Consider the following 25,802-nt stretch of genomic DNA (forward strand, 5'->3'; position numbering starts at 1 on the left):
TTTTAAAATGGCGGGTAATTAAATAAAACTGAAGTTATTTATAAAATAGAGTGATAATAAGGTTAAAAAACAATAAAAAAATATTGACAACGTTTTCATTACTTGTTATGATGGTTTTACCATATAATGAAAGAGAGGTTAATTATTGAAGATTGTTGTTGTTGTTTGATCAATAGCTTGAGCAAGGAGGAATTGCTGAATGAATAAATTCTTTAAGAAAGCCTTTATTGGATTTGTCACAACGCTTACATTGGGGGCAGTGGCTGCGCCGCTAGCAGCGGTTAAGGCCCAGGAAGAGGTTGGAGAATTAGATCCTAATTTTAAGGCAACCTATCTACTAGACCCAACAACATTGGACTATACTTTTACTTCTCGTAACTCAAATACACAACACGTTGCCAATTTTATTGATGGTCTTTATGAGAACGACCGCTACGGGAATTATATCCCAGCTGTGGCAGAGTCCCATGAAGTTTCTGAAGATGGATTAGTTTATACCTATAAGATTCGCCCTGGTGTGATGTGGGTGGATATGAATGGGAACGAATATGCTGAAACAACTGCTCATGACTTTGTAACGGGCTTGAAGCATGCGGCTGATACACAATCCGAATCGCTTCCAATCGTTTCAGATTCAATCGCGAATTTACAAGCTTATATCGATGGTGAAATAACAGACTTTGAAGAAGTTGGGGTAAAGGCACTTGATGACTATACCTTAGAATATACATTGGCGCGCCCCGAACCTTACTTCAACTCTAAGACGACTTACGGTATTCTCTATCCGATTAACCAAGAATTCTTAGATTCTGTTGGCGATAGTTTCGGCTCTTTATCACCTGACTCCATTCTTTATAATGGGCCATTTATCTTATCAAACTTAACAGCTAAGTCACAGATTGAGTATCTTAAGAACGAAGCATACTGGGACAAAGACAATGTCTTCTTAGACTCTGTCACTTATACTTATAATGATGGATCAGACCCTGAAGTCTTCTATCGACTCTTTAAGGATAATGCAGTATCTTCATTTGGGGTCAACCCAACCCTCCCAATTTACGGTGATATCCAAAAAGAATTCGGTGATTACATCACTCAACAACAAAGAAAAGGGTCAACCTTCCTCCTTCAATTTAACGTAAACCGGATCAAGCATGAAGCGACTGGTAAGAGTGATGAAGCGCAGCACGAAGCAACGCATATGGCGATTCTCAACAAGAAATTCCGTCAAGCAATCAACTTCGGCTTTGACCGTCATACTTATATGACCCAACAATTTGGTGAGGAATTTGCGGATACAGATATCCGGAATACCTTGGTTCCACCAGAATATGTTAATGTGGGTGAAGAAACATTCGGTGAAGCAGTCGAACGTCACTTAAAAGAAATGGATCCTGAATTATATGATGACATTGACTTAACGGACGGACAAGATGCCTTCTATAATCCTGAATTGGCTGCTAAATTAATGGCTGAAGCTCGTGAGGAGCTCGAAGCAGGAGGGGTTGAATTCCCAATTCAACTAGACCTTCCAGTTCTTGAAAGTGTACCAAATGCCGTTAACCAAGCGAAGTCATTGAAAGCAACCGTTGAAGACTCATTAGGTAGCGACAATGTAGTGATTAACCCTGTACTCTTGAATCAAGATGCTTATTATGCAGCAACATTCGATGCAACTGTAGCCTCTGAAGTGGACTATGACTTTACGAATGAATCTGGTTGGATTCCAGACTTCCTAGACCCTTCAACCTTCTTGGATATCTATGATCCTTATCTAGGAACCTTCTTAGTTGCAATTGGTTTCGACCCTATTATTAAGACAGGACAAGAAGACCCCTATGCTGAAGCGAGAGAGGCTTCTGGTCTACTTGAATATGGAGAGCTTCTAAAAGAAGCGAATGCTATCACAGATGACTTAGATGCACGTTTTGATGCTTACGCTAAGGCTCAAGCTTGGTTGACAGATTCTGCTATTGCTTTGCCAATCCGGACAGGTGGCTCTTACTTGCGTGTTACTAAGATTGTTCCATTCTCTGGTCCATATGCTTACGCAGGTCCAGGTGCTGAACGCTTCAAGTTCGTCCAAGTGCAAGCGGAACCTGTTTCAATGGAACAATGGCAAAAAGCCTTTGATGACTGGTCAGCAAACAGAGTGACTGGATCAAGCGTTTCTGCCAAAAAGGAAGAAGCTCCTGCAAATGATTCTGAGATGAGTGAAGAAGAATCCGCTGAAGAAACGGAAGAAACAGAAGAGTCAGCAGAGGCCGAAGAAAGTGAAGAAAGTATGGAAGAGACTGAAGAAATTATGGATGAATCAAGCGAAGCTGAGGAAGAAGCACCCGCTGAAGAGTCAGCTGAATAAGCTTGAAGCCCCCCAAGTGAACTGCGACAAGCGAGCACATTTTGTGCTCGCTTTTTGTTCATTAAAAAAGGTGATCCTTATCTATTTAAGCAGACAAATAGTTTTTAAGTTATACAACTTATAATCAAAACCCTATAAAGCTTAATTTAATCTACTTCTAATGAAAATGAAAGTAATGGAAAAATGATTTAGCCAATTCAAAAAATTTTAAAATTCAAAGTTTATTGAAAAATAGCTAGAAATCAGCCTTTAAATTGTGTACTATAGGTATAGCACGAGCGAGCTAAGGATTCATAATTGGACCTTCCACTTTTAAGCAAGTGAAAAGAGTCTTTTTTTATTTTCAGAAAAACTAGCAATTATTATATTTTTGGCTTATAATTATTAAAATCGTGTAAAAAAGCTCTATCCCTGATTAGATTCTAAATAAAATCCTTTTAATGCATTGACAGCGTTTTCAACGGTTGTTATGATGGGATTATCTCGGAAGCTGAAAGTGGGGGGACTATCGATAAAATTAAATTGGAAATGACTTGTCGTGAGGCAGATTAAATGCAAGGAAGGACTCATTTCTGATCTGCTGGGACCAATTTTTGAGAGAATGGAATTTACAATTCTATCATGAATAGGCGTTCTCCCTTTTGTTTTGTCGTACATTCGGGGGCGTGACCAAGGTCTTGCGACTTGGATACTAGAGCGGTTGATGATTAAGGGCGGTGATATGGATAGTGCATACGGATAAACAGATAGAAAACTACATTCTGAATGACAGTAGGTCAAAGAATGTTTTGATGACTGCTATCATTTATGCAGGCCCTCATCACTGAATCAACCAAAGCCTCTAGTGAATTAGTGGGGGGAGAGAAGTTTAGAAGAGTAGATAGATTGGTGAGTTGATTGGACAGCTTGCCTCATGACAAGCGTATTTATTGTATTTTTTACAGCCACAGGTTAATTGCTGATTAACCGTTTGATCAAAGAGCTTGCTCTTTAATGTTAATTTTTAGGAGGATTCATATATTATGGGAAGATATATATTTAATCGGATTCTTCGGTCACTATTCTCAATCTTTATGGTTACAACTTTACTTTATTTAACCGTATATACGCTAGTGCCGAGAAATTCCATTTTCAAGGATGACCCAGCCATTACGAAGCTAAAGTCTCAACCTGATAAGTTATTAGACTATCAGAATAATGCCTTCGAACGGATGGGCTACCACGACTATTTAAACCAAAGAGAATTCCAATCTCTCATTCAGGAGGATTACCCTGAATTCCAAAATAGCGAAAGTCCTGAAAGTAAGAAAATCGTTGAAGAATGGAACAAAAAGAATAAAGAATGGTCTGTCGGACAGTTGCCGATTTCAGGTGCCTACTTTGCAACAAACGATATTTCAATTGGTATCCGGGTCTTGAACTTCTACAAAAACCTATTCGAATTTGATCATCCATGGCGCGTAAAGGACCCTGAAAATCCTGACCTCAAACGGGGCTATCAAATTACCCATGATGAGACGGTTGGATGGGCTTTAACGGGATCTGGGACAAAATATTATTACCAAATCTACTTCAATGACAAATTCCCCTTCATCCATCAGAACTTCCTGAAAATGCACCTAGGAATTTCTTACCCAACATTTGCTGGAGAGCCAGTAGAGGATGTCATTACGGATAAACAAGGGCGGCCAATGACTTCAGAAGTGACCTTGGAAGATGGTAAGGTCTTCAAGTCTTCATTAAACCCCTACACACGTTTCTACAAGCCAACAGCTGAAATTACGCCAACTGAGAAGCGGATGTTTGAAGGTAATTATGCTGGCGCTGAGAATGTCAACAGTGATCCATCCATGATGGGAATTTCATTCCGAAATGGGATTGTTTCACTCATCTTACTGTACCTTATTGCTATTCCGATGGCATCGCTAATGGCCCGCTACAAGGGGCAATGGGTAGATAAGTTAGGAACCGTTATTATCACACTACTTATCGCTATTCCAGCCTTAGCCTTGATCTTCTTTGGTCGCTATATTGGATCCAATTGGTTTGGACTACCGGACTTATTCCCAATCTTAGGACCGAACAATGTTAAATCTTATGTGATGCCGATTATTGTCTTAGCTGTCCTAGCCCTCTCAGGATCCGTTATGTGGATGCGTCGCTATATGGTGGACCAACAGTCATCAGACTATGTTAAGTTCGCTCGGGCGAAGGGTCTAAGTGAACGTGAGATTTCACGTAAGCATATCTTCCGGAATGCCTTTATTCCAATTGTCAACGGTATTCCAGGTGCGATTATCTTTACAATCACGGGTGCAACCATGACGGAGCAAGTCTTCGCTATTCCAGGTATGGGTAAGATGTTGCCAGATGCGATCTTAGCACACAATAACCCAATTATTATTGGTTTAGTCTTCATCTTCTCTGTTCTCGGTGTTGTATCCATCCTATTTGGTGATATTGCCATGACCCTAGTCGATCCACGGATTCGACTAAATGTGAAGGAGGATAAATAATGGAAGAAATTACAAAAGGAAATGATTCATCATTTGTCTTCGTCGAGACGAATGAGAAAGAAGCAGAAAAAATTGAATCACCCAAATACTCTTATTGGGAATCTGTATGGAGAACCTTTGCTAAGAGTAAAGTGACGATTTTCTTCCTGTTTGTCATCCTCGCGATCATATTGATGTCCTTTATTCAACCTCTCTTCTCTGGTTATGATCCAATGGACACGGCTAAGATTAATGATTTATCTGCTCGTTATATTGAGCCAAATTCTGAATATTGGTTTGGTACCGATGCGAATGGGCAATCGCTCTTTGATGCTGTTTGGTCAGGCGCTCGGACTTCCATCTCGATTACTGTTTTGGCAACATTTATTACCACTGTAATTGGGGTTGTCGTAGGAGCTTATTGGGGGATGTCTCAAAAGATTGACGTCTTCATGTTGGAAATCTACAATATCTTCTCAAACATCCCAATGCTTCTCATCGTGATGGTTCTTGCCTACTCTTTAGGGAATGGTTTCTGGAACTTGCTCTTTGCGATGACAGTCACTTCTTGGATCTATACAGCCTACTTTATTCGGGTTCAAGTTATGATCATGCGGGACCGTGAGTATAATATGGCGTCTAGAACCTTAGGAACACCGGCAGGTCGGATGATCTTTAAGAACATCTTGCCTTACCTCACTTCAGTTATTACCACTGATGTATCCCGGGTCTTGCCTGGCTTCATTTCAACCGAGACTTTCCTTTCCTTCGTTGGGGTCGGTTTAAGTGCCGATGTCGTATCGCTAGGGGGACTCATTAACAAGTATTCGACCAACCTTTCATCTAAGCCATATCTATTCTGGATTCCAGTTTCTGTGCTTGCCTTGATTTCGATCTCCCTTTATATTGTGGGACAAGCCTTGGCAGACGCAACCGATCCTAAGAATCACGTATAGGAGGACTCAATCATGACAGAAAAAAATAAAATTTTAGAAGTAAGAGACCTTTATGTGAAGTTTAAGGTTCGGGATACTGAATTAACGGCTATCCGTGGAATCGATTTGGATCTCTATGAAGGAGAAGTGTTAGCCCTTGTAGGGGAATCAGGTTCTGGTAAATCGGTTCTAACTAAGACCTTTACAGGAATGCTCGAAAAAAATGGTTACATTCCTTCAGGTAAGATTGTCTATAACGGACACGAATTACAGGACTTAAAAACGAACCGTCAATGGTTGAAATATCGTGGTAAAGAATTAGCGACTATCTTCCAAGACCCAATGACTTCACTAAACCCTGTTCGGACAATTGGTGTACAAATCACTGAAGTCATTACTAAACACCGTGGTATTTCAGGTCAGGAAGCGAAGAAAATTGCCATCGACTTGATGGACCGGGTAGGTATTCGTGAACCTGAAAAACGTTTTGATGATTATCCATTTGAATACTCTGGTGGAATGCGTCAGCGGATTGTCATTGCGATTGCGCTAGCATGCCGTCCACGTGTTCTCATCTGTGATGAACCGACAACGGCCTTAGACGTGACCATTCAGGCTCAAATCTTGAATCTCTTGAAAGACTTGCAGAAAGAATATGAATTTACCGTGATCTTTATTACCCATGACTTGGGTGTTGTGGCTCAAATAGCCGATCGGATTGCTGTTATGTATGCAGGCCAAATTATTGAGACAGGAACGGTAGAAGATATCTTCTATGACCCACGTCACCCTTATACATGGGCCCTCCTATCCTCCTTACCTCAATTATCTGATCAGAATGATGACCTTTATTCCATCGCAGGGACCCCACCTTCTCTATACAATGAGATCAAGGGAGATGCCTTTGCACCACGTAGTCCTTACGCAATGCAGATTGACTACGAGGAAGAACCCCCTTCATTCAAGATCTCTGATACCCACTATGCGAAGACATGGTTGTTAGATCCGAGAGCTCCAGAAGCAGAGATGCCGAGCGTTATTCAAGATCTCCATGAGAAATTAGTAAAAGTGCATGCTACTGATGCGGTATTGAGAGAGGAGTCATTACATGACGAATAATGAAAAAGAAGTTCTAGTATCCGTTAAAGACTTAGAGATTTCTTTCGGTGAAGGAAAGAACCGCTTTGTAGCAGTTCAAGATGCAACCTTTGATGTATTTAAGGGAGAAACTTTCTCACTCGTAGGGGAATCTGGATCTGGTAAAACGACGATTGCACGTGCGATTAACGGAATTAATAAGACCTCAGGTGGCGAGATTTACTTTAAAGGTAAGCGCATCAACACTCGTTTAAGTACTGAGGAAAGACGGAAGCTCATCTCTGAAATTCAAATGGTCTTCCAAGACCCTTCTGCGTCCTTAAATGACCGTGCAACGATTGAATATATTATTTCAGAAGGTCTTTATAACTTTGGTCTCTTTGAGAATGAAGAAGATCGATTGAGAAAAGTTGAAAACATTCTGGAAGAAGTAGGTCTGTTGTCTGAGCATATGTACCGTTACCCACACGAATTCTCTGGTGGTCAGAGACAGCGGATTGGGATTGCTCGTGCTTTGATTATGGAGCCAGACTTGATCCTAGCGGATGAGCCAATCTCATCCTTGGACGTGTCGGTCCGTGCTCAAGTCCTCAACCTCTTGCGTAAATTCCAAAGAGAAAAAGGTTTGACTTACATCTTTATTGCGCACGACTTGTCAGTAGTTCGTTATATTTCAGACCGGATCGCCGTTATTCGGAATGGGCGCATTCTAGAAGTAGCGGAGACGGAAGAACTATTCAAGAACCCTATTCACCCTTACACCCAAGCCTTATTATCAGCTGTTCCGATTCCAGACCCTCAATTGGCACGTAAGGTTCAGTTGAAGATCTATGATCCGAATATGCATGATTATGAAACAGATAAACCGACTATTAAGGAAGTCTTACCAGGTCATTTTATTTACTGTAATGAAGCGGAATTTGCTAAGTACCAAGAACAATACCATGCTTAATCCTAAGCAAGAGCGCCCACATGGCGCTTTTTTTGGCGTCTGTCTTAATTTGATCGATCGAATTATGTGATTGATTCTGTTCGAGTCTTCAAAATATTATGCAAAACACCTATTAATTACGGGTTTTATGGTGTAAACTAGCTATATAAAATGAGAAAAGAGGTAGATCCATGAACAGTATGTTACCCCAAACAGGTGAAGCAGCGACTTGGATTTTGGTTGTTGTGGCAGTCATTGCACTGATTGGTGGCATCAGTCTTTTAATTCGAGGTAAAAAGAATCGTTAAGGATACAAAAAAAGACCCGCTCGAGCTGAGCGGGTCTTTTCCTTTACTTTTATTGGGAAGCATAAAAGTAAATAGCACTAATATAGACATATTATAATCTAAAATAAGAACTTTGTCTATATAATTATTTAGATTTCTAATAATTAAATAGAATTATTTGAAAGATAAGGACCTTAAGAAAACCTATTTTAATAGCCTATGACTGGGTGTCGGATTCTATGGGATGAATAAATTCTTGAAATAAAGGTAGGTTACCAGGTTTGTTATTTAAAATTTGAATAATTGATGGATCGCTGAGGATAACCAGAAGAGGAGTCAAGTGTTACCTATTTATGTTCCTGATAGAGGTCCCAAGTTAAGAAGAGGAGGCCACCGATAATGGCTGGAATGACCCAGGCAAACCCTTCACCACTGAGAGGGAGTGAATTGAGGATGTTGAGAGGGGTGTCGAAATTGACCCGGAGTGGGGTATCAGGGGAGAAAACTTGAGCCCAAGATAAAGATTTTAATACGTGGTTAATATTATCTTCTGCCGAGAAGACTACCTGGCTGAGTGACACGAGGAGGGCTCCGAGTGCTGCTCCCTTGTAGATGCTCTTGTGCTTAATCCAGTCATCGACCAGCCATAACAGGATAATAATGATGGTAACAGGGTAGAGGATGGACAGAATCGGAGAAGCGAAGTTGATAATGGTATCCACTCCATTGACTGCCAAGATGGTAGAAAAAATACAAATAATATAGACCATGGGCTTATAGGACAATTTGCTAGACCGATCAGAGAAGTACATAGCAACCGTCGCGGTCAAACCGACGGCAGTTGTGAGACAGGCGAGGGCCACAATGATTCCTAAGCCGATGCTTCCCCAAGACCCCAAGATTTGGTCAATCACTTGTATCAATAATTCGACTCGCGAAAGGTCTTGAATCGCTTGACCTGAAGCAGAAGCTCCTAGATAGATAAAGCCTCCATAGACAATTAAGAGCCCAAATCCCGCAATGACTCCTGCAATGGCAGTCAGGCGGGTTTTTTGTTTGAGGTCTTCATAGCCTAAGTGGTGAATGGTATGCATGATAATCCCAGAGAAGACGATGGAGGCCAGAGCATCCATTGTTTGGTAGCCTCCTTCAAAGCCCTTCAAGAAGGTTTGGCTCTGCTGAGTTGAAACGGGTTGGCCGATTGGATGGATGATACCTAGGAAGATAATAATGATCAGGGTAATCATTAAAATCGGCGTTAAATAGGCCCCGATCAGGTCAATGACTTTATTAGCATTTAAGGTACAGAAGGCTGTAATAGTAAAGAAACCAGCGATCGCAAGATAGCTATTAATTCCAGGAAAGATGGGGGCAATCGCTAATTCATAGGTGACAGATCCTGTTCGCGGAATGGCCAGCAAGGGACCAATTGTAATGATAATTAAAAAGACGAGCACTTGGGCATTCGTACTGCCCAAATATTTACCAAAATCAGCAGCATTGTCACCTGCCTTAGCGGAAGCAATAATTCCTAATAGAGGTAAACAAATTCCGGTCAAAAGAAAGCCTAATAGTGTGAGCAACCACTGGTCACCAGCTAGAGCTCCAATAGTCGGGGGGAAAATAATGTTTCCAGCTCCCAGAAACATGGCAAATAGGGCAAACCCAGTGACTAAAGTATGTTTGAATGTTTTCATTATATCCCTCTTTCTATCTTGAATAATGAAATTATCTACTAGTCTAATGGTTTTATGAGAATAAGGCAATAATTTTATAAGAGAACACTCAAGAAATTTTAATTTTTCAAAGTCCTATGGCAGCTAGTCAGCCAATCTTTACAATGATTTACTTAATTTTTACATTAAATTTATAAGGACTTGCTATAATTTGCTCAACTATGAATGGAGGTAATGGGATGAAGGAAAGACAATTATTTAAGCAGGATTTTACACTCTACCAATCTAGCCATCAATCGCATATTCATTATGAATTTTTTGTTCCTAAGGGGACAGAAGAATTGATCATTCATTTCGAATATGGCCCGCTTGTAGAGGACCACTATGAAGATTTGCTCCCTACTTTTGAAAGAGAGGGGATTGGGCTGGAGCATTTACAAGAAGGTGATTCCTTCCGTAATTTAATCACCTTATCGCTAAATGATCCCAAGCAATTTCGTGGGGCCCACCATTATTTCAACTTAAATCAAACTATTTCTTTAAATTCCAAGGAAGCCTCCCAGGGCTTTGTGGCGGGTGAGATCCACCCAGGAAATTGGCAGGTCATCTTGTCCTGCCATGGGATCTTCTCAAACCAGGTCAAAGGATCGATTGAAATCATTGGGATTAATGCGGAACCACCGCGCTTGGCTCAACAAGCAAGCTTTGGGCAAATTCAAGTCGTTCAAGACTTAAAAGACCGTCAACCTTATCAGCAAGCCAGCCGATTTGTAAAAACAGAGCTTCATGCTCATACCATCCATTCTGACGCCCAACAAACGACACAAGAACTGATCGACCAAGCGGTTAAGGAAGGGATCGCTTGGTTGGCCATCTCGGACCATAATACAATTACGGCCATTGAGGAAGCCATTCGATTGGTTGAAGACCAGCCGATTCAGGTGATACCGGGACTGGAGTTCACCACCTTCTATGGGCATTTCTTGATGCATGGTGCCCCCCGCTATCTTTTTCGTAATTGGACAGAAGTCAATTTAACCAATGTGGGTGCTTATTTGGATTATCTCAAGGAAAATCCAGTGAATCTGACGATTGCGCATCCCTTTGATCAAGGCAACCCTTGGTGCACAGGCTGTCGTTGGGATTATCAATTAGCCGATTTGCGGTCCATCGATGCCATCGAAATTTGGAATTATGTCAATCCCCACCAATCCCAATCCAGTGAAGAAGCCTATCAGCAGTGGGTCCAATTATTGGCTCAAGGGTATGAAATCGCCGCAACAGCGGGCCATGATTGGCACCGACCCCTGGAGGGCGATGAAGAAGTGGCGCGGTCTTATTTATTAGTCGAAGAAAATGAGACGCTGGACCAGGTTTTACAAGCGCATCAACTTGGACGATCTTACGCTTCCATCCGACCTCTTATTCATCATTTTATTCTCAATGACCATTACCAATTGGGGGATCGGATGCAAGAAGCTGAAGATTATCACATTCGCCTATCGATGGCTTCACTTGAACCAGGCGATTGCGTGATGATCTTTGATCAAGATCAGCTTTTGATTGAAGAAGAAGTCCAAGACGTCTCTTTTATAGGGGACTGGACCCTTCAATCTAGGAGCAGTCGCTTATTCCGTCTTGAGGTAAAAAATAACAAGGATGAGCGCATCCTCTTTACCAATCCAATTTATCTTGGTTCAGCTGATCCCTCTGAATAAAGTTCCCTCTTGAAAGGGCCAAATTATATTATATTTTCTAATAAATATAGGCCATTTACTACAATTGTAAATAAAATGTAAATTTGATTAGGTAAAAAATTTACAAATCAAAAGGGATTTTACATTATTTTTACGCTAAATTTACAATCACTTGTTATGATGACAGAGGAATTAAGAAAGAGCTTGGCTATTGAGGAGGAAGGGAATGTCCGGGATTGAATTTAAGAATGTCTATAAGGACTATGTACCAGGCATCCACGCTGTAACGGATCTGAACTTGACGATTGAGGATGGGGAATTTGTGGTATTAGTCGGACCTTCTGGTTGTGGCAAGTCCACTACCTTACGGATGCTTGCTGGACTGGAGGAAATAACAGCGGGCGATATCTATATTGAAGGACAACGTGTTAACTCGGTTCACCCCAAGGATCGTAATATTGCCATGGTCTTTCAGAACTATGCCCTCTATCCTCATATGACCGTTGCTGAGAATATGGGCTTTGGCTTGAAGATGCAAGGTCTTGGTAAAGAGGAAATTAATCAACGGGTGAGACAGGTGGCACAAACGATCGGGTTAGAAAACTACCTGGACCGGTTACCTAAGGAACTTTCTGGAGGCCAAAGGCAACGGGTGGCTCTGGGACGAGCGATTGCTCGTAAGCCTAAGGTTTTCTTGATGGATGAGCCCTTGTCCAATCTGGATGCTAAATTAAGAGGACAGACCCGGGCAGAAATTATTCAATTAACCAAACAACTGGGTGTGACCACCGTGTATGTGACCCATGATCAAGTGGAAGCGATGACCATGGCGGACCGGATTGTGATTATGGATGACGGAATTATTCAGCAAGTGGGGACACCTAGAGACCTATACTTGCATCCTCGCAATCGATTTGTCGCTGGCTTTATGGGGTCACCCGCTATGAACTTTATTGAAGTAACCGCCACAGCGCAAGGACTTGAAAGGGCAGGCCATGTGATGGAGGTGCCCGATTCGATCTTGGCTGACCTTCACGACCAAGGCTACCTAGACCAGAAGATCAGCCTCGGTATTCGTCCTGAAAATATCTCATTAGTCAGGAAAGAATTAACAGAGCATCAGCAATTTGCCTATCCCACAACCATTAAATTAGCGGAAATGCTAGGAAGTGAGACACTGATTCACTTTGAAGTGCTAGACCAAGCCATGGTGGCCAAACTCTTTACCATGGATCCCTATGAACGAGAACAAGAAATCGCAATTCAATTTGACTTTGACCAGATTCACTTCTTTAACCTGCAAGATGGGCAAGTCATCCCAATTTCAAAGCCTAACCTCATCATGAAACAAGAGGAGGGGTAAGATGGAAAGAGAAAAAGTCACCACGCAATCCATGATTCATAGTGAAGCCCATCAGGCCATGCAGGAAACGAAAGTGGAGGATCCAAACTTTCGACCTAACAAGATGACGCTCAAAGACAAATGGGTTAAGTACCGGGTCTTCTACCTCATGCTACTCCCAGCTATTATTTCATTTTTAGTTTTTTCATATTGGCCAATGACTGGTATTATTTTGGCCTTTCGCAAGTTTACTTTTACTTCCGGTATGTATGGGGCTAAGTGGGTGGGCTTCAAGTATTTTGAAGACTTCTTCAACAATCGGGAAGCAGGGATGTATGTCAAGAATACCTTGGTTATTTCCTTAATTAAGCTGTTTATCTATTTGCCTTTTCCGATTATGCTAGCTTTGATCTTGAATGAAGTGCGTAAACCACGCTTAAGGTCTATCTATCAGTCTATTTCATACCTACCTTATTTCATTTCTTGGGTTGTGGTGGTTGGAATAATTAGCCGCTTGTTTGCTCCAGATACCGGAATGATCAACGTCTTATTGAAGAATTTAAATTTATCAGACGGATCGAAATTCTGGATGATGGACCCCAATTTCTTCTATACAGCCGTCTTTGGTTCGTATCTCTGGAAGAATATTGGTTGGGATTCCATCATCTACTTCGCAGCGATTATGGGGATTTCACCTTCACTCTATGAGGCAGCGGCGATTGATGGGGCTAACCGTCTCAAGCAGACCAGGCATGTCACCTTGCCCGGCATCCGCTCAACCATTATGATCCTCTTTATTCTCTCACTTGGTGGTATTTTAACCGCTGGCTTTGACCAGATCTACCTCATGCAAAACCCAGGTAACTTCACGGTTTCAGAAACAATTGACACTTACATTGTGAAGACTGGACTTGAGCAGGCGAAATATGGGCCTGCTACCGCTGTCGGTTTAATGCAAGGGATTGTGGGACTGATTCTCACGATTATTGCCAATAAACTGGCTGATAAGTATGGAGATAATGCCGTATGGTAATAGCTCAAATAATTATAAAGGAGATGTAGAATGAATCTTAAGAACTTAGTCAAAAAAAGCTTAACTGTTGTGACACTTGCCTCTACCTTCCTTTCAGCTGCTCCAATTGCTCAAGCTGAAGAAAAATCGGATGCCTTTATTGCAGATCGCGAAATTACTGGTCTCGTCTTCCAGTCAGCTGGAGATGCGGGTGTGGACACTATGTCACCTGAAATCGCAGCTTATATCAAAGAACGAACAGGAATCACCTTAAAATTAGAAACAGTGACCAGTGAAGATTCTGCTCAAGCATTAGCGGCAGGGCTTGCATCTGGAGATTTACCAGACTTTATCGCCTTTTACTTAAATCACTCTGGTCGACCAGAATTCCCATTATTATTACAAGCAGCCAACCAAGGCATGTTCCATGACATCGCGCCTTACTTAAAAGAAGGTAAGGTCTACGGTAAATACTTTGAAGAAGGATACCTACCACGTGATACAAAAGAAAATATCATGATGCGCGAAGACCAAGAGGGTGCAACCTACTTGGTTCATATGGCGATCAATCAAGAACCAGCGGATCCAGGTTCTAAGCAAATTGGCGGACCTTATATCCGCCGCGATATCGCAGAAGAATTAGGAATCAACCCTCAAGAAATTAATACGACTGAACAGTTGAGAGATTTGTTAAACCAAATCAAAGAAGGTGGCTTTACAGATGATAATGGCAACCCTGTCACACCATTAGGGCCAACGGTCTGGGGTGGATCTGACCGTCCATTCATTTACAATGACCTAGTGTGGCAAGGTGAAGGTGGAGAGAAATTCTGGAAAGACGGCGACCAAGTCAAGCATGAATCCATGACGGATTATGCTGAAAAGCGCGTGGCTTATGTTCGTGAATTATTAGCTGAAGGGCTGATGCATCCAGAATTCTACACAATGGAAGAAACCCGGGCTGCTGAGGGGATTGTCAATGGTAGCTTCGCGATCACATCTGATATGCATAGCTACCGCCCTGAAGTGGGAGATTTGAAATATGTTCCATTAGGCCCAATCAATCGGGTAGATGGTACAAACAATATGGTAATGTCTTATAAATCAGGTTATGCAGGTTGGGCAGTGCCAGCAACAACGGAAAACCCAGAAGAAGTTGTGAAGTTTGCCGATTGGTTAGCAGGTCCAGAAGGGAAGTTATTATACTTCTACGGCTTAGAAGGCGTTCATTATGACTTAGATGAAGATGGCTTCCCTGTTGCCAAGGAAGAATTGGTCAAATTACAAGATGAGAATCCAGATGAAGCAATCAAAGAAGGCTTCCGTGGTGTTCGAGCTTTCTGGGGTGAACATTTGGCCTTTACGGACATCAATAATCTTGCCCAATTTGGTGAAGCCTCTTGGGGTGAAAAGGTTCGCGGTGAAGACAACTCTGCTGCTAAGAAGATTATTGAACTCTATGATTATGATAAACGCTATGAAGAAAAAGAAGTTATCGATGGTCTCTATGCTCGTGCTTATCTCTATGAATTTGAGGGAGAAGATGGCGACTTGAATCAAGCACTTGATGCATGGAATGAAGATGTCATTAAGGCTTACTATGCAACAAGTGAAGAAGAAGCACAAAAGATCTTAGACGCTTCTCGTCAAGACCTGATTGATGCAGGGATCGAAGATTTTTGTAAATTCCTTGAAGAAAAAGAAGCAAACGGCGATGTCATCTTCTACTAATGAGTGATCGATGCAGCCAATAATGGATGAGACTAGCTTCGGCTAGTCTCCAATTTTTAGGAGGATGATTATGCCTGAAACAATGCAGACAAGTAGATGGGCCCGTATTCTCTTTAATATCCTGCTCGTCTTACTATGCTTAGCCATTATTTTGCCCTTTATGCATATTTTGGCTCTTGCTTTTAACTCTGGACGGGATGCCACTTCGGGTGGGATTTGGTTCTGGCCAAGGGTCTTCTCACTGGAGAATTTCAAGGAGGTCTTTAAGCAGAGTAACCTATTAACAGGGTTGGGAATTTCAATCTTTCGAACGGTCATTGGGACGGTCGGTGGCGTGTTCTTAATGTCCATGTGTGCTTGGGCCTTGACCATTCCAGAACTGCCTTTGAGAAAGCAAATAACCTTTTTTATCTTCTTTACCATGCTCTTTTCAGGCGGTACGATTCCTTACTATCTAGTTCTAAGTGAACTGAATTTGACTAATTCAATTTGGGTTTATGTGATTCCCGGCTTCTATTCTGTGACGAATATTCTACTCTTGCGGTCTTCTTTTAAACAATTACCCATGTCGATTGTGGAAGCGGCCCGTATCGATGGAATGGGAGAATTTAAGATTTTCTGGACAATTGTTATGCCCATGTCTAAGCCCACGATTGCGACGATTTCCTTATTTACGGCTGTTGGTCACTGGAATGATTGGTTTGCTGGTTCTTTCTATGTCCGTAAGAGTGAATTAAAGCCCTTAGCCACCATCCTCCAAGAAATGTTAACCCGACAAGCGAACTTAGCCGATGTATTGTTGAAAGCAGGGTCTAATTCGGCGGCTTATCAACAACTCGATGCGGTAGAATTAACCGGGCAATCCCTTCAGATGGCGACGATTATTGTGGTCATCTTGCCAATTGTGATCCTCTATCCTTTTATCCAGAAATACTTTGTTAAAGGGATCACCATTGGGTCAGTTAAGGAATAAAGGCCGTCATGAGTTATTAGGGATAGTCAATTAAGTAGAGGAGGATCAGGATGCAATTAAGATACCGTGAGGATGGAACATTTACCATTATTCAATTTACGGATACTCATATTGGCAACATGCCGTTTCATGAGGATGACCATCGCACCTTTCAACTAATTACCAAGGCCTTAGACCATTTTGACGTTGACTTGATCGTCCATACAGGGGATGTAATCTGGTCAGAAGGTGTGAAGGATGCTGATCAAGTGTTTGCTCAGTGCCTGCATTACTTTGATCAGGCTAAGGTTCCCATGGCGGTTACCTTTGGCAATCATGATTCAGAAGAAATCATTACACGCTCAGACCTCAGGCGAATTTTTGAAGAGTGTGTGGAGATGAGGGCGGATAAACACCATTCGCTTATTGTCGATGACCGTGAATCTTATACCTTGGAAATTCTGGGACATGATCACGATCAAGTCGAAAACACCCTTTATTTTCTCGATTCTGGAGCTGCTGCGCCATTGCCGATTGGAATTTATGATTGGAACCAACCCGAACAAGTGGCTTGGTTTAGACAAGTGTCGAATCTTTATCGGCGTGGCGACCGGGTTAAGCGCAATCTTGTCTTCCAACACATTCCCTTGCCAGAGTATTGGAAGGCGGCGACGCATATTCTAGCGGGGGTTAATCTTGAGACGAATGATGCGATCTCTGCTCCTTATATTAATACAGGCCTCTTCGCTAATCTTTACCTTGATGGAGAGGTGTGGGGCATGTTTGTTGGGCATGATCATGAGAACAATTTTGACGGTCTCTACCAAGGCATCCACTTGGTCTATGGAAATGTCTCTGGCTATCAGACCTATGGCGATTTAGACCGGGGGGTTCGGATCATCGAATTAAATCAGCACACTCAAGAGATTAAGACTTACACGGTGACAGTTGATGACTTCATCTAATTCAAACTTACGGCAAGACTTCTTGAAGCTCTACTGGCCTCTCATGGTCGAGCAGGTCTTTATGATGCTGATTGGGAATGTGAATGTATTTCTTTTCTCGCTTTATAATGATCAGATTGTGGCGGCGATTGGTCTAGCAGACCAGGTCTTGGCCATCGGAACGATGGCGATGGGGATTGTCTCCCTAGGTGCGACCATCTTATTTTTGCAGAATGCAGACCTCGACCGGTTGGATTATTTTCAGGGGGTAGCCCGCCAATCCATCCTCTTGAATGTCTGTCTAGGATTATTGATTGGACTCTTAGCCCTGACCAGTGGCTACCCGATCATGTCTTTGATGCAGACACCCCATGATATTCTGGCTGAATCAGTGACCTACTTTCGAATTGTTTCTTTTTCTTTAGCTTTTCAAGCTATTTCTACCTCCGCTTCCGCTTTAATGCGGTCTTTTGGTAAAGTGCAGGTTGCCATGACCGTATCAATTATCAACACCCTGCTCGTCATATCTGGGAATGCCCTAGTTCTCTTAACCCCCTTTGGGCTCTTCGGTCAAGGGATCATGGGAATTTCTGTGGCGACACTCTTTACACGCTTTCTGGGTGCTGTTCTATCTCTGCTATGTATTCGCCAGATTTTACCCTTGGTCTGGAAGGGGCTGGGTCATTTCCAGGTGAAAGATTGGCAGATTGGTCAACGGATGCTGGCCTTAGGAATCCCGTCAGGAATGGAGAATGTCTCCTATAACTTCTCTCAAACCATCATTACGGCCGTGATCGCTTCGCTTGGGACCATCCAGGTGAATGCAAGGATTTATACCCAAACCATTACTGCCATCGTCTTTACTTTATCGGTTGCAGCTGGACAGGCCGTTCAAGTCATTGTGGGGCGTTTGGTTCGAAGGAAGGAAGTCAAACAGGCACAAGCTTTTGCGGTGAAGACGACTCTTTCATTTATGGGCCTTGGGCTGATCCTCAATCTATTGCTTGCCTTTTTTGGCCCCTGGATCCTAGGTATCTTCACCCAAAATTCGGAGATTATCGCCATTGCTCGCATTCTCTTATGGCTGAACGCCTTGTATGATCCGGCTCGGGTCGGTAACGAGATCATGATTGCGAGCCTAAATGTGATGGGGGATGTTCGCTATCCTGTTGTGATTGCAGTGATCGTGACTTATTTATTTACCGTGCCGGTCGCCTTCTTGATTGGACGTGTTTGGCATTGGGGGATTGCTTTTATCTGGCTCGTCTTTATTATCGATGAAGGCTTTAGGCTGTGGCTATTCATTCGCCGCTGGAATCGTGGCCAATGGATGGAACAAGCACTTTATTATCAAAAGGATGACGTTTAATGGATTATAAAGAGACCCTTTGGCAGAAAATTTTTTCTAGGATCTATCTCATTGCTATTTCCAATTTGCTCTGGCTAGTAGGTTTGGTGGTGGGGCTAGGAGCGGTAGGTTTGATTCCTTCCAGCATAGCGGTCATTCACTTATGGCAATACCGTAAAGATCCCAGCCGTTTGATCCGTGCGAATCTCTGGCGAGATTTTTGGCAGGTCTATGGTCGAGCCATTCGGACCTACTGGAAGGAAAGTGGGCTATTGTCTTTAAGCCTCTTAATCATTCTGACCACGGTCTATTATTTGAGCTATGGACGCACGGTGGGGGCAATGCTACTCTTCTATCTCAATACGATCAGCTTCATCCTCCTTTGTCTGGTAGGGGAGTGGTTTATTTATTTGTCTGCTCGCTTTGAAACTTATTCGCAGATCGAACGATTAAGAAATGCCTTAAGTTATACACTGGCTCGGATGGGGGAACTGATTATTTTTAAGGTCTTTTTCTGGACAGGGATGGCCTTGTTATGGCGGATCAGTCCTGGCTTTATCGTGTTAGCTGGACCTGGGATCTTTTGGTGTACACATGCAGCCTTCTATGAAGCGATCACTTCGGGCAAAGGCTTTAACCAGTTTCGGCACTATTGGCGACGAGATGACTAGAAAAAGCCCGCAACAGCAATCTGTTGCGGGCTTCGTTTAGTGTTTAGGACCTTATTCTGGCTTAACAGGAACTTCAATTTCTCCGTCGATAATCTTTTGTTTATATTCTTCAACAGCCTTCTTAACATCTTCGCTTAATTGGTCTGTTGTAATATCAACGCCACCGTCAGCAAGACCGAGGTTTTGCTGACCAGCCTTAAAGCCTTCTTTAGCAGTTTGTTCTGTAAAGGCCTTGACTGAGGTTCCAACTTCCTTGAGGGTTGAAGAAAGCGTCAAGTGACGTTCTTCGCCATCAATTTCGATGATTCCTTCAGCATCCTGGTCTAAATCGACACCAATGACATATAATTCAAGGCTTGGGTCATTCTTAACACGGTCTTTAGCTTCAGAGAAGACTCCAGCACCGGTTCCACCAGAAGCATGATAGATGATATCAGCACCATCTGAGTACATAGCAGCGGCTAATTGTTTACCCTTAGGAGCATCGGCAAAGTGACCAGCATATTCCACGTTGATCTTGATATCAGGGTTGACAGCCTTTACCCCAGCAACGAAACCAGCCTCAAACCGGTCGATGACTTCAGATTCAACACCACCGATAAAGCCGACATGGTCCGTCTTAGTGGTCATAGCTGCGATAACACCTGCTAGAAAGGCCGCTTCATTATCCTTGAAAGTGATAGATGCGACATTATCCGCTTCAATTACATCGTCGACAATGACAAAGTTCTTATCAGTGTGCTGACCAGCTGCTTCACTAATGGCTGGTTGTAATTTATAACCAATACCGAAGATGAGGTTTGATCCACCTTGGATAGCAGTATTGATGTTGGTTACATAGTCAGAGTCTGATTTAGATTCTAGGAAGAAGTAGCCTCCTGGTCCTTCTTCTAAGCCATTCTCATCGCCGTAAGCTTTTAATCCTTCCCAAGCGGATTGGTTAAAGGATTTGTCATCAACCCCACCAACGTCTGTAATGATCACAGGAGCTACTGTTTCTTGAGCAGAAACTTGAGCGATTGGCAAGCCAACTCCAATGGCTGAAAGAGCTGCCATTGATAAAGTAATGAATTTACGCATAAGATCCCTCCATTAAATTTTGTCTTCAATAGACCTATGGAACTTTAATAAAGCAAGCGTTTTCTAGGTCATTGACAATCATATTGTACGGTATTAAATCAGACAATTCAATAGGTGAAGATAAATTAGCCTCTTGGTTGAAGGGAATGTTCATGTTTTTCGGCTCACTTTAAATCGGTGAAAATATTCAATCGCTTTAATTGAGAGACAGGTTAGGTGAAGGCTATCCGATTAAAAAGACAAATACCGAATGTAAAATCATAGGCAGGAAAAGGACTCAACCCGGCCCATGACGATGGGGAGATGGTTCAGGCATGGACGAGTGACGGCTTTATTAGCGCACTGGTTTAGGAAAGTTCTTTTCGAGTGATTAAACATTCGGTATTTGATGTTTTTATGGATCTGATGATTCTTGTGTTAAGGACCGATTATCCTTACTTCTGGTAGGCAACCGCGATTTTTGCTCCAAGTCTAGCATTGTTATAGACCAATTGGATATTTGTTTCTAAGGAGCGACCTTGAGTTAATTCAACAATTTTAGCCAATAAGAAAGGAGTCGAATCCTTACCATGAACACCTGCTGCATCTTGTTCAGCAATTGCTTGGTCAATGATCTTTTCAATTTCTTCATTTGGGATCTCATATTCTTGTGGGATCGGGTTTGCGATCAGGGTACCTGCCTGGAGATCGAGGGCTTCGGAAATCTTCATGCGGCTTGCGATTTCTTCAGGGGAGTCTGCTCGAGAGACGAGTTTATGTTCGGATCGACTTGAGTAGAAGGCGGGGAGGTAATCTGTTTGATAACCGACAACTGGCACCCCTTTGGTTTCAAGATATTCTAAGGTTCGTGGTAGGTCAAGAATCGCTTTGGCTCCAGCACATACGACGGTAACAGGTGTCTGACCCAGTTCTTCTAGGTCAGCTGAGACATCCATATGGTCTTCATAGCCTCGGTGGACGCCACCGATTCCTCCTGTTACAAACACCTTGATCCCTGCCATGTGCGCCCCAATCATAGTTGTTGCAACTGTTGTGGCCCCAAGTGCTTTACTGGCAAATACTTCAGCTAGGTCACGTCGAGAGACCTTGCGAACATCTTTGGCTGTTGCCATTCGTTCGAGGTCTTCTTCTTCCAGACCAATCTTAAATTGGCCATCAATAATAGCAATAGTAGCAGGAATTGCACCGTGGTCCCGAATAATTTGCTCGGTCTTTTTAGCCATCTCCACGTTCTTTGGATAGGGCATACCGTGGGAAATGATGGTCGATTCAAGGGCTACAACGGGTTGGTTATTCTCTAAGGCTTGAGCGACTTCTTTAGATAATGATAATAATGGATGATGGGTCATAATAAGCTCCTTTTCTTAATCTTGCTTAGTAATGAATTGATAATCTGCTTCTAATTGTTCACGACTGAGGTCGGTTCGGACAGTGGAAGGAGACTGGACAGTAAAGTAGGAATTGGCCATGCCAAGTTGGATACACTGATCAACTGGATAATCCTGGTTAAGACCATAAATGATGCCAGAGGAGAAGGAGTCACCAGCTCCTGTGACGTCCACGACATGGTCGGATAGTTTAGGCTGAAAATGCTTGAAGACTTGTTCTTGGTTGGCGTAAAGAATGGACCGGGTTCCGCGCGTAATCACAACATTCTCGACCCCTAATTCAAGCCATTGCTGTCCTAACTCGTTAAAGTCCTCTTCAGATTGGACCGTCTTCTCCAGGAATCGTTCGGATTCATCTTGATTGACAATCAGCCAGGTCACTCCTTTTAGATTGCGAGGTAAATGGTGCATCTTGGGACCGGATACTGGCACAATGACCAGTGGAATGGCATGCGTCTTGGCTATATGAATGAGTTGCTTAATGGCAGAACGTTCGGGATTGAGGTCTGCGACAATCATAGCTGCTTGTTGGAGAATTGCCGTGTGCTCTTGAACCCATGCACCATTCATTCGGTCACAGACTGCCATATCAGCAAAGGCAACTTCCATTTCGCCTTGCTCATTGAGAACAGCCGTATAGGAGGAGGTTGAACATTCCGCTAATTGCTGAACATGGTCAAGGCGGACATAGGCCTGGGTTGTCCGACGAATCAAGTCAAAGTCTGCATCATAGCCCGCTAAAGATAACATGCTCACGGATTCGCCAAGGCGGCCTAAATTCTCGGCAATATTGCGACCAACACCACCTAGGGTGACAGAGGAGACGACAGGATTCGAGGTATGGTGACTAATCGGCTCTTGTAGACGGTAGATGCGGTCTACATTCATGGCCCCAACACAATAAATCTCAGCGGTCTGGTTCACAACATAGGCCCTGCCCTTAAGGTGACGTTTTGCAATGAGCGAGGCGATAATACTGGCGACGGTGGACCGGTTCAAGTCTAATTGCTCACTAATGGCTGCTTGACTGAGATAGGGATCCCGGCGGATAAGGTCCAGGACCCGCGATTCATTATCTGTTAAAGCGATCCTTACCACTCCTTTCAACAAGATAACAACAATAATCCTTTATAAGGACAATTGTCTATTTAATTATACCAAAGAGTCACCAAAAAACAAGAAGAAGGTCCTGCTTTTATTAGTTTTTTTCAAATATAAATGATTAGGAATTAAAAAGGTCAATCATCATGAGCTTTCGGTCCATGATCATTTTATGAAAGACAAAAAGAAGGAAGGACATTGCTTAATGAAAGGGTGGCCATGACTGGAAAGCTGAACTTTGAAGTGTGGTTCCCAGTCGTTTTTTCATTTGCGACACGCTGCTATTAGACTGACAGACCTTCTGTGGCACGTAGACTATTCAAAATTAGGACATTTTGATTTGTTGTCCAATAGGCGCTTGATTGTTCTGATTTTTGAATTCCTCATTAAACAATCAAGAGAATCCCATCAAAGTATTATTTAACTCTCCTTGGAATCGCTTGTATTTGTACTGGAAACGTTTTATAATAAAGAAAATACCAAAGGAGGAATCATCAGTGGTACAAACGTTGACAGAATTTCTAACAGAGGCAATCGAAGAAAAGAAAGCTAAAAATCTCTATAATGAGATCGAGCCACTTTCTTCAGCAAATGGGCCAATCATTACGATCAATGGCCAAGAACTCATTAACCTATCTTCCAACAACTATTTGGGCTTGGCGACAGACGCACGCCTGAAGGAAGTAGCCAAAGCGACGATCGACCAATATGGGGTAGGTGCAGGTGCTGTACGGACGATCAATGGGACCCTCGATGTGCACATCAAGTTAGAAAAGAAGATTGCTGAATTTAAAAAGACAGAGGCAGCAATTGCCTTCCAATCAGGCTTTAACTGTAATATGGCTGCTGTGTCCGCGATTATGAACAAGGAAGATGCGATCCTTTCAGATGCTTTGAACCATGCATCCATTATTGATGGTTGCCGACTATCCCGGGCTAAAATTATTCCAGTCAAGCACCAGGATATGGAAGACTTGCGGGCTAAGGCTAAAGAAGCGACAGAATCAGGCCTCTACAAGAAAGTCATGTATATTACGGATGGCGTGTTCTCCATGGATGGGGACGTGGCGAAGATACCTGAGATTGTTGAAATTGCTCAAGAATATAACCTCATTACGTATGTGGATGATGCGCACGGATCAGGTGTCATGGGGCAAGGTGCGGGAACCGTTAAGCACTTTGGCCTATCCGATAAGATTGACCTTCAAATTGGTACCTTATCGAAGGCCCTTGGTGTTGTAGGCGGGTATGTCGCTGGATCTCAACAACTGATCGATTGGCTAAAAGTAGCAGGACGACCTTTCTTATTCTCAACTTCTTTAACGCCAGGTGATGCGGCGGCTGCCACCAAAGCCATTGAAATTCTCATGGAATCAAGTGAACTTCACGATAAATTATGGGAAAATGGTCGCTACCTCAAAGAAAAATTACAAGGACTCGGCTTTAATATTGGAAATTCTGAGACACCAATCACTCCTTGTATTATTGGCGATGAAGGATTGGCTCAGAAATTCTCAGCTCGTTTAAGAGAAGAAGGGGTTTATGCCAAGTCCATTGTCTTCCCAACGGTACCTTTAGGAACTGGCCGGATCCGGAATATGCCGACTGCAGCTCATACCAAGGAAATGTTGGATCAAGCGATTGCTATCTATGAGAAAGTTGGCAAGGAACTTGGAGTTATTTAAAGAAAGCCTACTTAGGAGGATATAGAATATGAAACGAATTATGGTAACCGGTGCCTTGGGCCAGATTGGTTCAGAATTAATCGGTGCATTGAGTGAACGTTACGGGGCAGAAAATATTATTCCAACTGATATTCGTAAAGATGACAACCACCCAGTTTGTCAGAACCCAAACTTTGAAATTCTTGATGTCACCGATGCAGAACGGTTTATGGCGATTGCCAAAGACTATCAAGTAGATACCTTGATGCATCTAGCTGCTTTACTTTCAGCAGTGGCAGAAGAAAAGCCTTATTTAGCATGGGAAATTAACATGGGAGGACTCGTCAACGCCTTAGAGGTAGCGCGTGAATTAGAATTACAATTCTTCACTCCTTCTTCGATCGGTGCTTTTGGACCTTCGACGCCTAAAGACAATACCCCTCAAGATACCCTTCAACGCCCAACAACGATGTATGGTGTTACCAAGGTATCAGGTGAATTACTTTGTGATTATTATCATACCAAGTATGGTCTGGATACTCGGGGCGTTCGCTTCCCTGGCTTGATTTCTTATGTCGCGCTACCAGGTGGGGGAACGACTGACTATGCGGTGGACATCTTCTATCAAGCGCTTAAAGAAGGGGAATATACCAGCTTTATTGACAAAGGAACAAAGATGGATATGATGTATATGCCAGATGCCCTCCAAGCCATTATTGACTTGATGGAAGCAGATGAAGCGCAACTCGTTCATCGGAATGCTTTTAATATCTCAGCAATGAGCTTTGAACCTGAAGAGATCGCGGCCGCTATCCGTAAGCATCTACCTGACTTTGAGATGAAATACGAGGTTGATCCAGTCCGCCAAGCGATTGCAGAATCTTGGCCAAATGCCTTAGATGTATCAGCTGCTCAAGAAGAGTGGGGCTTCAAAGCAGAATATGATTTGGACCGAATGGTTGAAGATATGCTGGAAAAACTAAGTGAGAAGCTAGGAACAAAAGACGAGTAAATTATTTGAGATTAGCGCTTAACTATTTAGAGTCATAAAAAAGCATCCGCATTGACGCGGATGCTTTTTTGGGTCT

20 protein-coding genes are annotated in these 25,802 nt (G+C 42.8%); 16 read left to right on the plus strand and 4 right to left on the minus strand.

The window, feature by feature from the left end; genetic code table 11:
• The first annotated feature begins 199 nt into the window (after positions 1-199).
• From HMPREF9708_RS06165 to HMPREF9708_RS06190, 6 genes are all read left to right on the plus strand, one after another.
• The gene (locus HMPREF9708_RS06165; protein ID WP_006309395.1) at positions 200-2,362 is read left to right on the plus strand and encodes a peptide ABC transporter substrate-binding protein; all 2,163 of its coding nucleotides are present in this window, start codon (positions 200-202) and stop codon (positions 2,360-2,362) included.
• Between the two features lie 1,022 nt (positions 2,363-3,384).
• Positions 3,385-4,878 (plus strand): ABC transporter permease, encoded by a 1,494-nt coding sequence (locus tag HMPREF9708_RS06170; protein ID WP_006309396.1) that lies wholly within the window; start codon positions 3,385-3,387, stop codon positions 4,876-4,878.
• Complete coding sequence (gene oppC, locus HMPREF9708_RS06175; RefSeq protein WP_006309397.1) at positions 4,878-5,813, plus strand: oligopeptide ABC transporter permease OppC; 936 nt, start codon at positions 4,878-4,880, stop codon at positions 5,811-5,813. The genes HMPREF9708_RS06170 and oppC overlap by 1 nt, the downstream gene beginning before the upstream one ends.
• A 12-nt stretch (positions 5,814-5,825) precedes the next feature.
• Entirely contained in the window at positions 5,826-6,911 is a 1,086-nt protein-coding gene (locus HMPREF9708_RS06180) for an ABC transporter ATP-binding protein (protein ID WP_006309398.1), read from the plus strand.
• Complete coding sequence (locus HMPREF9708_RS06185) at positions 6,901-7,842, plus strand: ATP-binding cassette domain-containing protein (RefSeq protein WP_006309399.1); 942 nt, start codon at positions 6,901-6,903, stop codon at positions 7,840-7,842. The genes HMPREF9708_RS06180 and HMPREF9708_RS06185 overlap by 11 nt, the downstream gene beginning before the upstream one ends.
• A 170-nt stretch (positions 7,843-8,012) precedes the next feature.
• On the plus strand, positions 8,013-8,129 hold the full coding sequence (locus HMPREF9708_RS06190; protein ID WP_006309400.1) for an LPXTG cell wall anchor domain-containing protein: 117 nt from the start codon (positions 8,013-8,015) through the stop codon (positions 8,127-8,129).
• 326 nt (positions 8,130-8,455) lie between these two features.
• Here HMPREF9708_RS06190 and brnQ read toward each other — a convergent pair whose 3' ends face one another.
• Entirely contained in the window at positions 8,456-9,805 is a 1,350-nt protein-coding gene (brnQ, locus tag HMPREF9708_RS06195; RefSeq protein ID WP_006309401.1) for a branched-chain amino acid transport system II carrier protein, read from the minus strand.
• 218 nt (positions 9,806-10,023) lie between these two features.
• Between brnQ and HMPREF9708_RS06200 the strand changes: the two genes are divergently transcribed.
• From HMPREF9708_RS06200 to HMPREF9708_RS06235, 8 genes are all read left to right on the plus strand, one after another.
• Positions 10,024-11,502 carry a CehA/McbA family metallohydrolase gene (locus HMPREF9708_RS06200; protein WP_006309402.1) on the plus strand — a complete coding sequence of 493 codons (1,479 nt, stop codon included), beginning with the start codon at positions 10,024-10,026 and terminating at the stop codon, positions 11,500-11,502.
• A gap of 205 nt (positions 11,503-11,707) precedes the next feature.
• On the plus strand, positions 11,708-12,844 hold the full coding sequence (locus HMPREF9708_RS06205; protein ID WP_006309403.1) for an ABC transporter ATP-binding protein: 1,137 nt from the start codon (positions 11,708-11,710) through the stop codon (positions 12,842-12,844).
• A gap of 1 nt (position 12,845) precedes the next feature.
• A complete protein-coding gene (locus HMPREF9708_RS06210; RefSeq protein ID WP_006309404.1) occupies positions 12,846-13,856 on the plus strand; it encodes an ABC transporter permease in 1,011 nt (336 codons plus the stop codon).
• Between the two features lie 30 nt (positions 13,857-13,886).
• A complete protein-coding gene (locus HMPREF9708_RS06215; protein ID WP_006309405.1) occupies positions 13,887-15,566 on the plus strand; it encodes an extracellular solute-binding protein in 1,680 nt (559 codons plus the stop codon).
• Positions 15,567-15,636: 70 nt separating this feature from the next.
• Positions 15,637-16,539 (plus strand): carbohydrate ABC transporter permease, encoded by a 903-nt coding sequence (locus HMPREF9708_RS06220; protein WP_006309406.1) that lies wholly within the window; start codon positions 15,637-15,639, stop codon positions 16,537-16,539.
• A 50-nt stretch (positions 16,540-16,589) separates the two neighbouring features.
• The gene (locus tag HMPREF9708_RS06225) at positions 16,590-17,483 is read left to right on the plus strand and encodes a metallophosphoesterase family protein (protein ID WP_006309407.1); all 894 of its coding nucleotides are present in this window, start codon (positions 16,590-16,592) and stop codon (positions 17,481-17,483) included.
• Complete coding sequence (locus tag HMPREF9708_RS06230) at positions 17,470-18,831, plus strand: MATE family efflux transporter (protein ID WP_040447819.1); 1,362 nt, start codon at positions 17,470-17,472, stop codon at positions 18,829-18,831. Before HMPREF9708_RS06225 ends, HMPREF9708_RS06230 begins: the two co-directional genes overlap by 14 nt.
• Entirely contained in the window at positions 18,831-19,481 is a 651-nt protein-coding gene (locus HMPREF9708_RS06235) for a DUF624 domain-containing protein (RefSeq protein ID WP_006309409.1), read from the plus strand. The genes HMPREF9708_RS06230 and HMPREF9708_RS06235 overlap by 1 nt, the downstream gene beginning before the upstream one ends.
• Positions 19,482-19,532: 51 nt before the next feature.
• Here the strand turns inward: HMPREF9708_RS06235 and HMPREF9708_RS06240 are convergent, their stop codons facing one another.
• The 3 genes from HMPREF9708_RS06240 to HMPREF9708_RS06250 all read right to left on the minus strand — a co-directional run bounded on the left by HMPREF9708_RS06240 (position 19,533) and on the right by HMPREF9708_RS06250 (position 23,047).
• Positions 19,533-20,561 carry a BMP family lipoprotein gene (locus HMPREF9708_RS06240; RefSeq protein WP_006309410.1) on the minus strand — a complete coding sequence of 343 codons (1,029 nt, stop codon included), beginning with the start codon at positions 20,559-20,561 and terminating at the stop codon, positions 19,533-19,535.
• Positions 20,562-20,995: 434 nt separating this feature from the next.
• Entirely contained in the window at positions 20,996-21,910 is a 915-nt protein-coding gene (locus HMPREF9708_RS06245; RefSeq protein WP_006309411.1) for a pseudouridine-5'-phosphate glycosidase, read from the minus strand.
• A gap of 15 nt (positions 21,911-21,925) precedes the next feature.
• Positions 21,926-23,047 carry a PfkB family carbohydrate kinase gene (locus HMPREF9708_RS06250; protein WP_232215551.1) on the minus strand — a complete coding sequence of 374 codons (1,122 nt, stop codon included), beginning with the start codon at positions 23,045-23,047 and terminating at the stop codon, positions 21,926-21,928.
• Between the two features lie 500 nt (positions 23,048-23,547).
• On the opposite strand from HMPREF9708_RS06250, the gene HMPREF9708_RS06255 reads away from it, so the two are divergent.
• Positions 23,548-24,735 (plus strand): glycine C-acetyltransferase, encoded by a 1,188-nt coding sequence (locus tag HMPREF9708_RS06255; RefSeq protein ID WP_006309413.1) that lies wholly within the window; start codon positions 23,548-23,550, stop codon positions 24,733-24,735.
• Between the two features lie 28 nt (positions 24,736-24,763).
• The gene (locus tag HMPREF9708_RS06260; RefSeq protein ID WP_006309414.1) at positions 24,764-25,726 is read left to right on the plus strand and encodes an L-threonine 3-dehydrogenase; all 963 of its coding nucleotides are present in this window, start codon (positions 24,764-24,766) and stop codon (positions 25,724-25,726) included.
• Positions 25,727-25,802: the final 76 nt, after the last annotated feature.

Origin of the sequence: Facklamia languida CCUG 37842 (assembly GCF_000245795.1) — a bacterium.
GTDB classification, from domain to species: domain Bacteria; phylum Bacillota; class Bacilli; order Lactobacillales; family Aerococcaceae; genus Facklamia; species Facklamia languida.

What these genes read in the sequence shown, in the direction of transcription:
- HMPREF9708_RS06165 (WP_006309395.1), top strand. Translation starts at nt 200, where the DNA reads ATGAATAAATTCTTTAAGAAAGCCTTTATTGGATTTGTCACAACGCTT.
- HMPREF9708_RS06170 (WP_006309396.1), top strand. Translation starts at nt 3,385, where the DNA reads ATGGGAAGATATATATTTAATCGGATTCTTCGGTCACTATTCTCAATC.
- oppC (WP_006309397.1), top strand. Translation starts at nt 4,878, where the DNA reads ATGGAAGAAATTACAAAAGGAAATGATTCATCATTTGTCTTCGTCGAG.
- HMPREF9708_RS06180 (WP_006309398.1), top strand. Translation starts at nt 5,826, where the DNA reads ATGACAGAAAAAAATAAAATTTTAGAAGTAAGAGACCTTTATGTGAAG.
- HMPREF9708_RS06185 (WP_006309399.1), top strand. Translation starts at nt 6,901, where the DNA reads ATGACGAATAATGAAAAAGAAGTTCTAGTATCCGTTAAAGACTTAGAG.
- HMPREF9708_RS06190 (WP_006309400.1), top strand. Translation starts at nt 8,013, where the DNA reads ATGAACAGTATGTTACCCCAAACAGGTGAAGCAGCGACTTGGATTTTG.
- brnQ (WP_006309401.1), bottom strand. Translation starts at nt 9,805, where the DNA reads ATGAAAACATTCAAACATACTTTAGTCACTGGGTTTGCCCTATTTGCC.
- HMPREF9708_RS06200 (WP_006309402.1), top strand. Translation starts at nt 10,024, where the DNA reads ATGAAGGAAAGACAATTATTTAAGCAGGATTTTACACTCTACCAATCT.
- HMPREF9708_RS06205 (WP_006309403.1), top strand. Translation starts at nt 11,708, where the DNA reads ATGTCCGGGATTGAATTTAAGAATGTCTATAAGGACTATGTACCAGGC.
- HMPREF9708_RS06210 (WP_006309404.1), top strand. Translation starts at nt 12,846, where the DNA reads ATGGAAAGAGAAAAAGTCACCACGCAATCCATGATTCATAGTGAAGCC.
- HMPREF9708_RS06215 (WP_006309405.1), top strand. Translation starts at nt 13,887, where the DNA reads ATGAATCTTAAGAACTTAGTCAAAAAAAGCTTAACTGTTGTGACACTT.
- HMPREF9708_RS06220 (WP_006309406.1), top strand. Translation starts at nt 15,637, where the DNA reads ATGCCTGAAACAATGCAGACAAGTAGATGGGCCCGTATTCTCTTTAAT.
- HMPREF9708_RS06225 (WP_006309407.1), top strand. Translation starts at nt 16,590, where the DNA reads ATGCAATTAAGATACCGTGAGGATGGAACATTTACCATTATTCAATTT.
- HMPREF9708_RS06230 (WP_040447819.1), top strand. Translation starts at nt 17,470, where the DNA reads ATGACTTCATCTAATTCAAACTTACGGCAAGACTTCTTGAAGCTCTAC.
- HMPREF9708_RS06235 (WP_006309409.1), top strand. Translation starts at nt 18,831, where the DNA reads ATGGATTATAAAGAGACCCTTTGGCAGAAAATTTTTTCTAGGATCTAT.
- HMPREF9708_RS06240 (WP_006309410.1), bottom strand. Translation starts at nt 20,561, where the DNA reads ATGCGTAAATTCATTACTTTATCAATGGCAGCTCTTTCAGCCATTGGA.
- HMPREF9708_RS06245 (WP_006309411.1), bottom strand. Translation starts at nt 21,910, where the DNA reads ATGACCCATCATCCATTATTATCATTATCTAAAGAAGTCGCTCAAGCC.
- HMPREF9708_RS06260 (WP_006309414.1), top strand. Translation starts at nt 24,764, where the DNA reads ATGAAACGAATTATGGTAACCGGTGCCTTGGGCCAGATTGGTTCAGAA.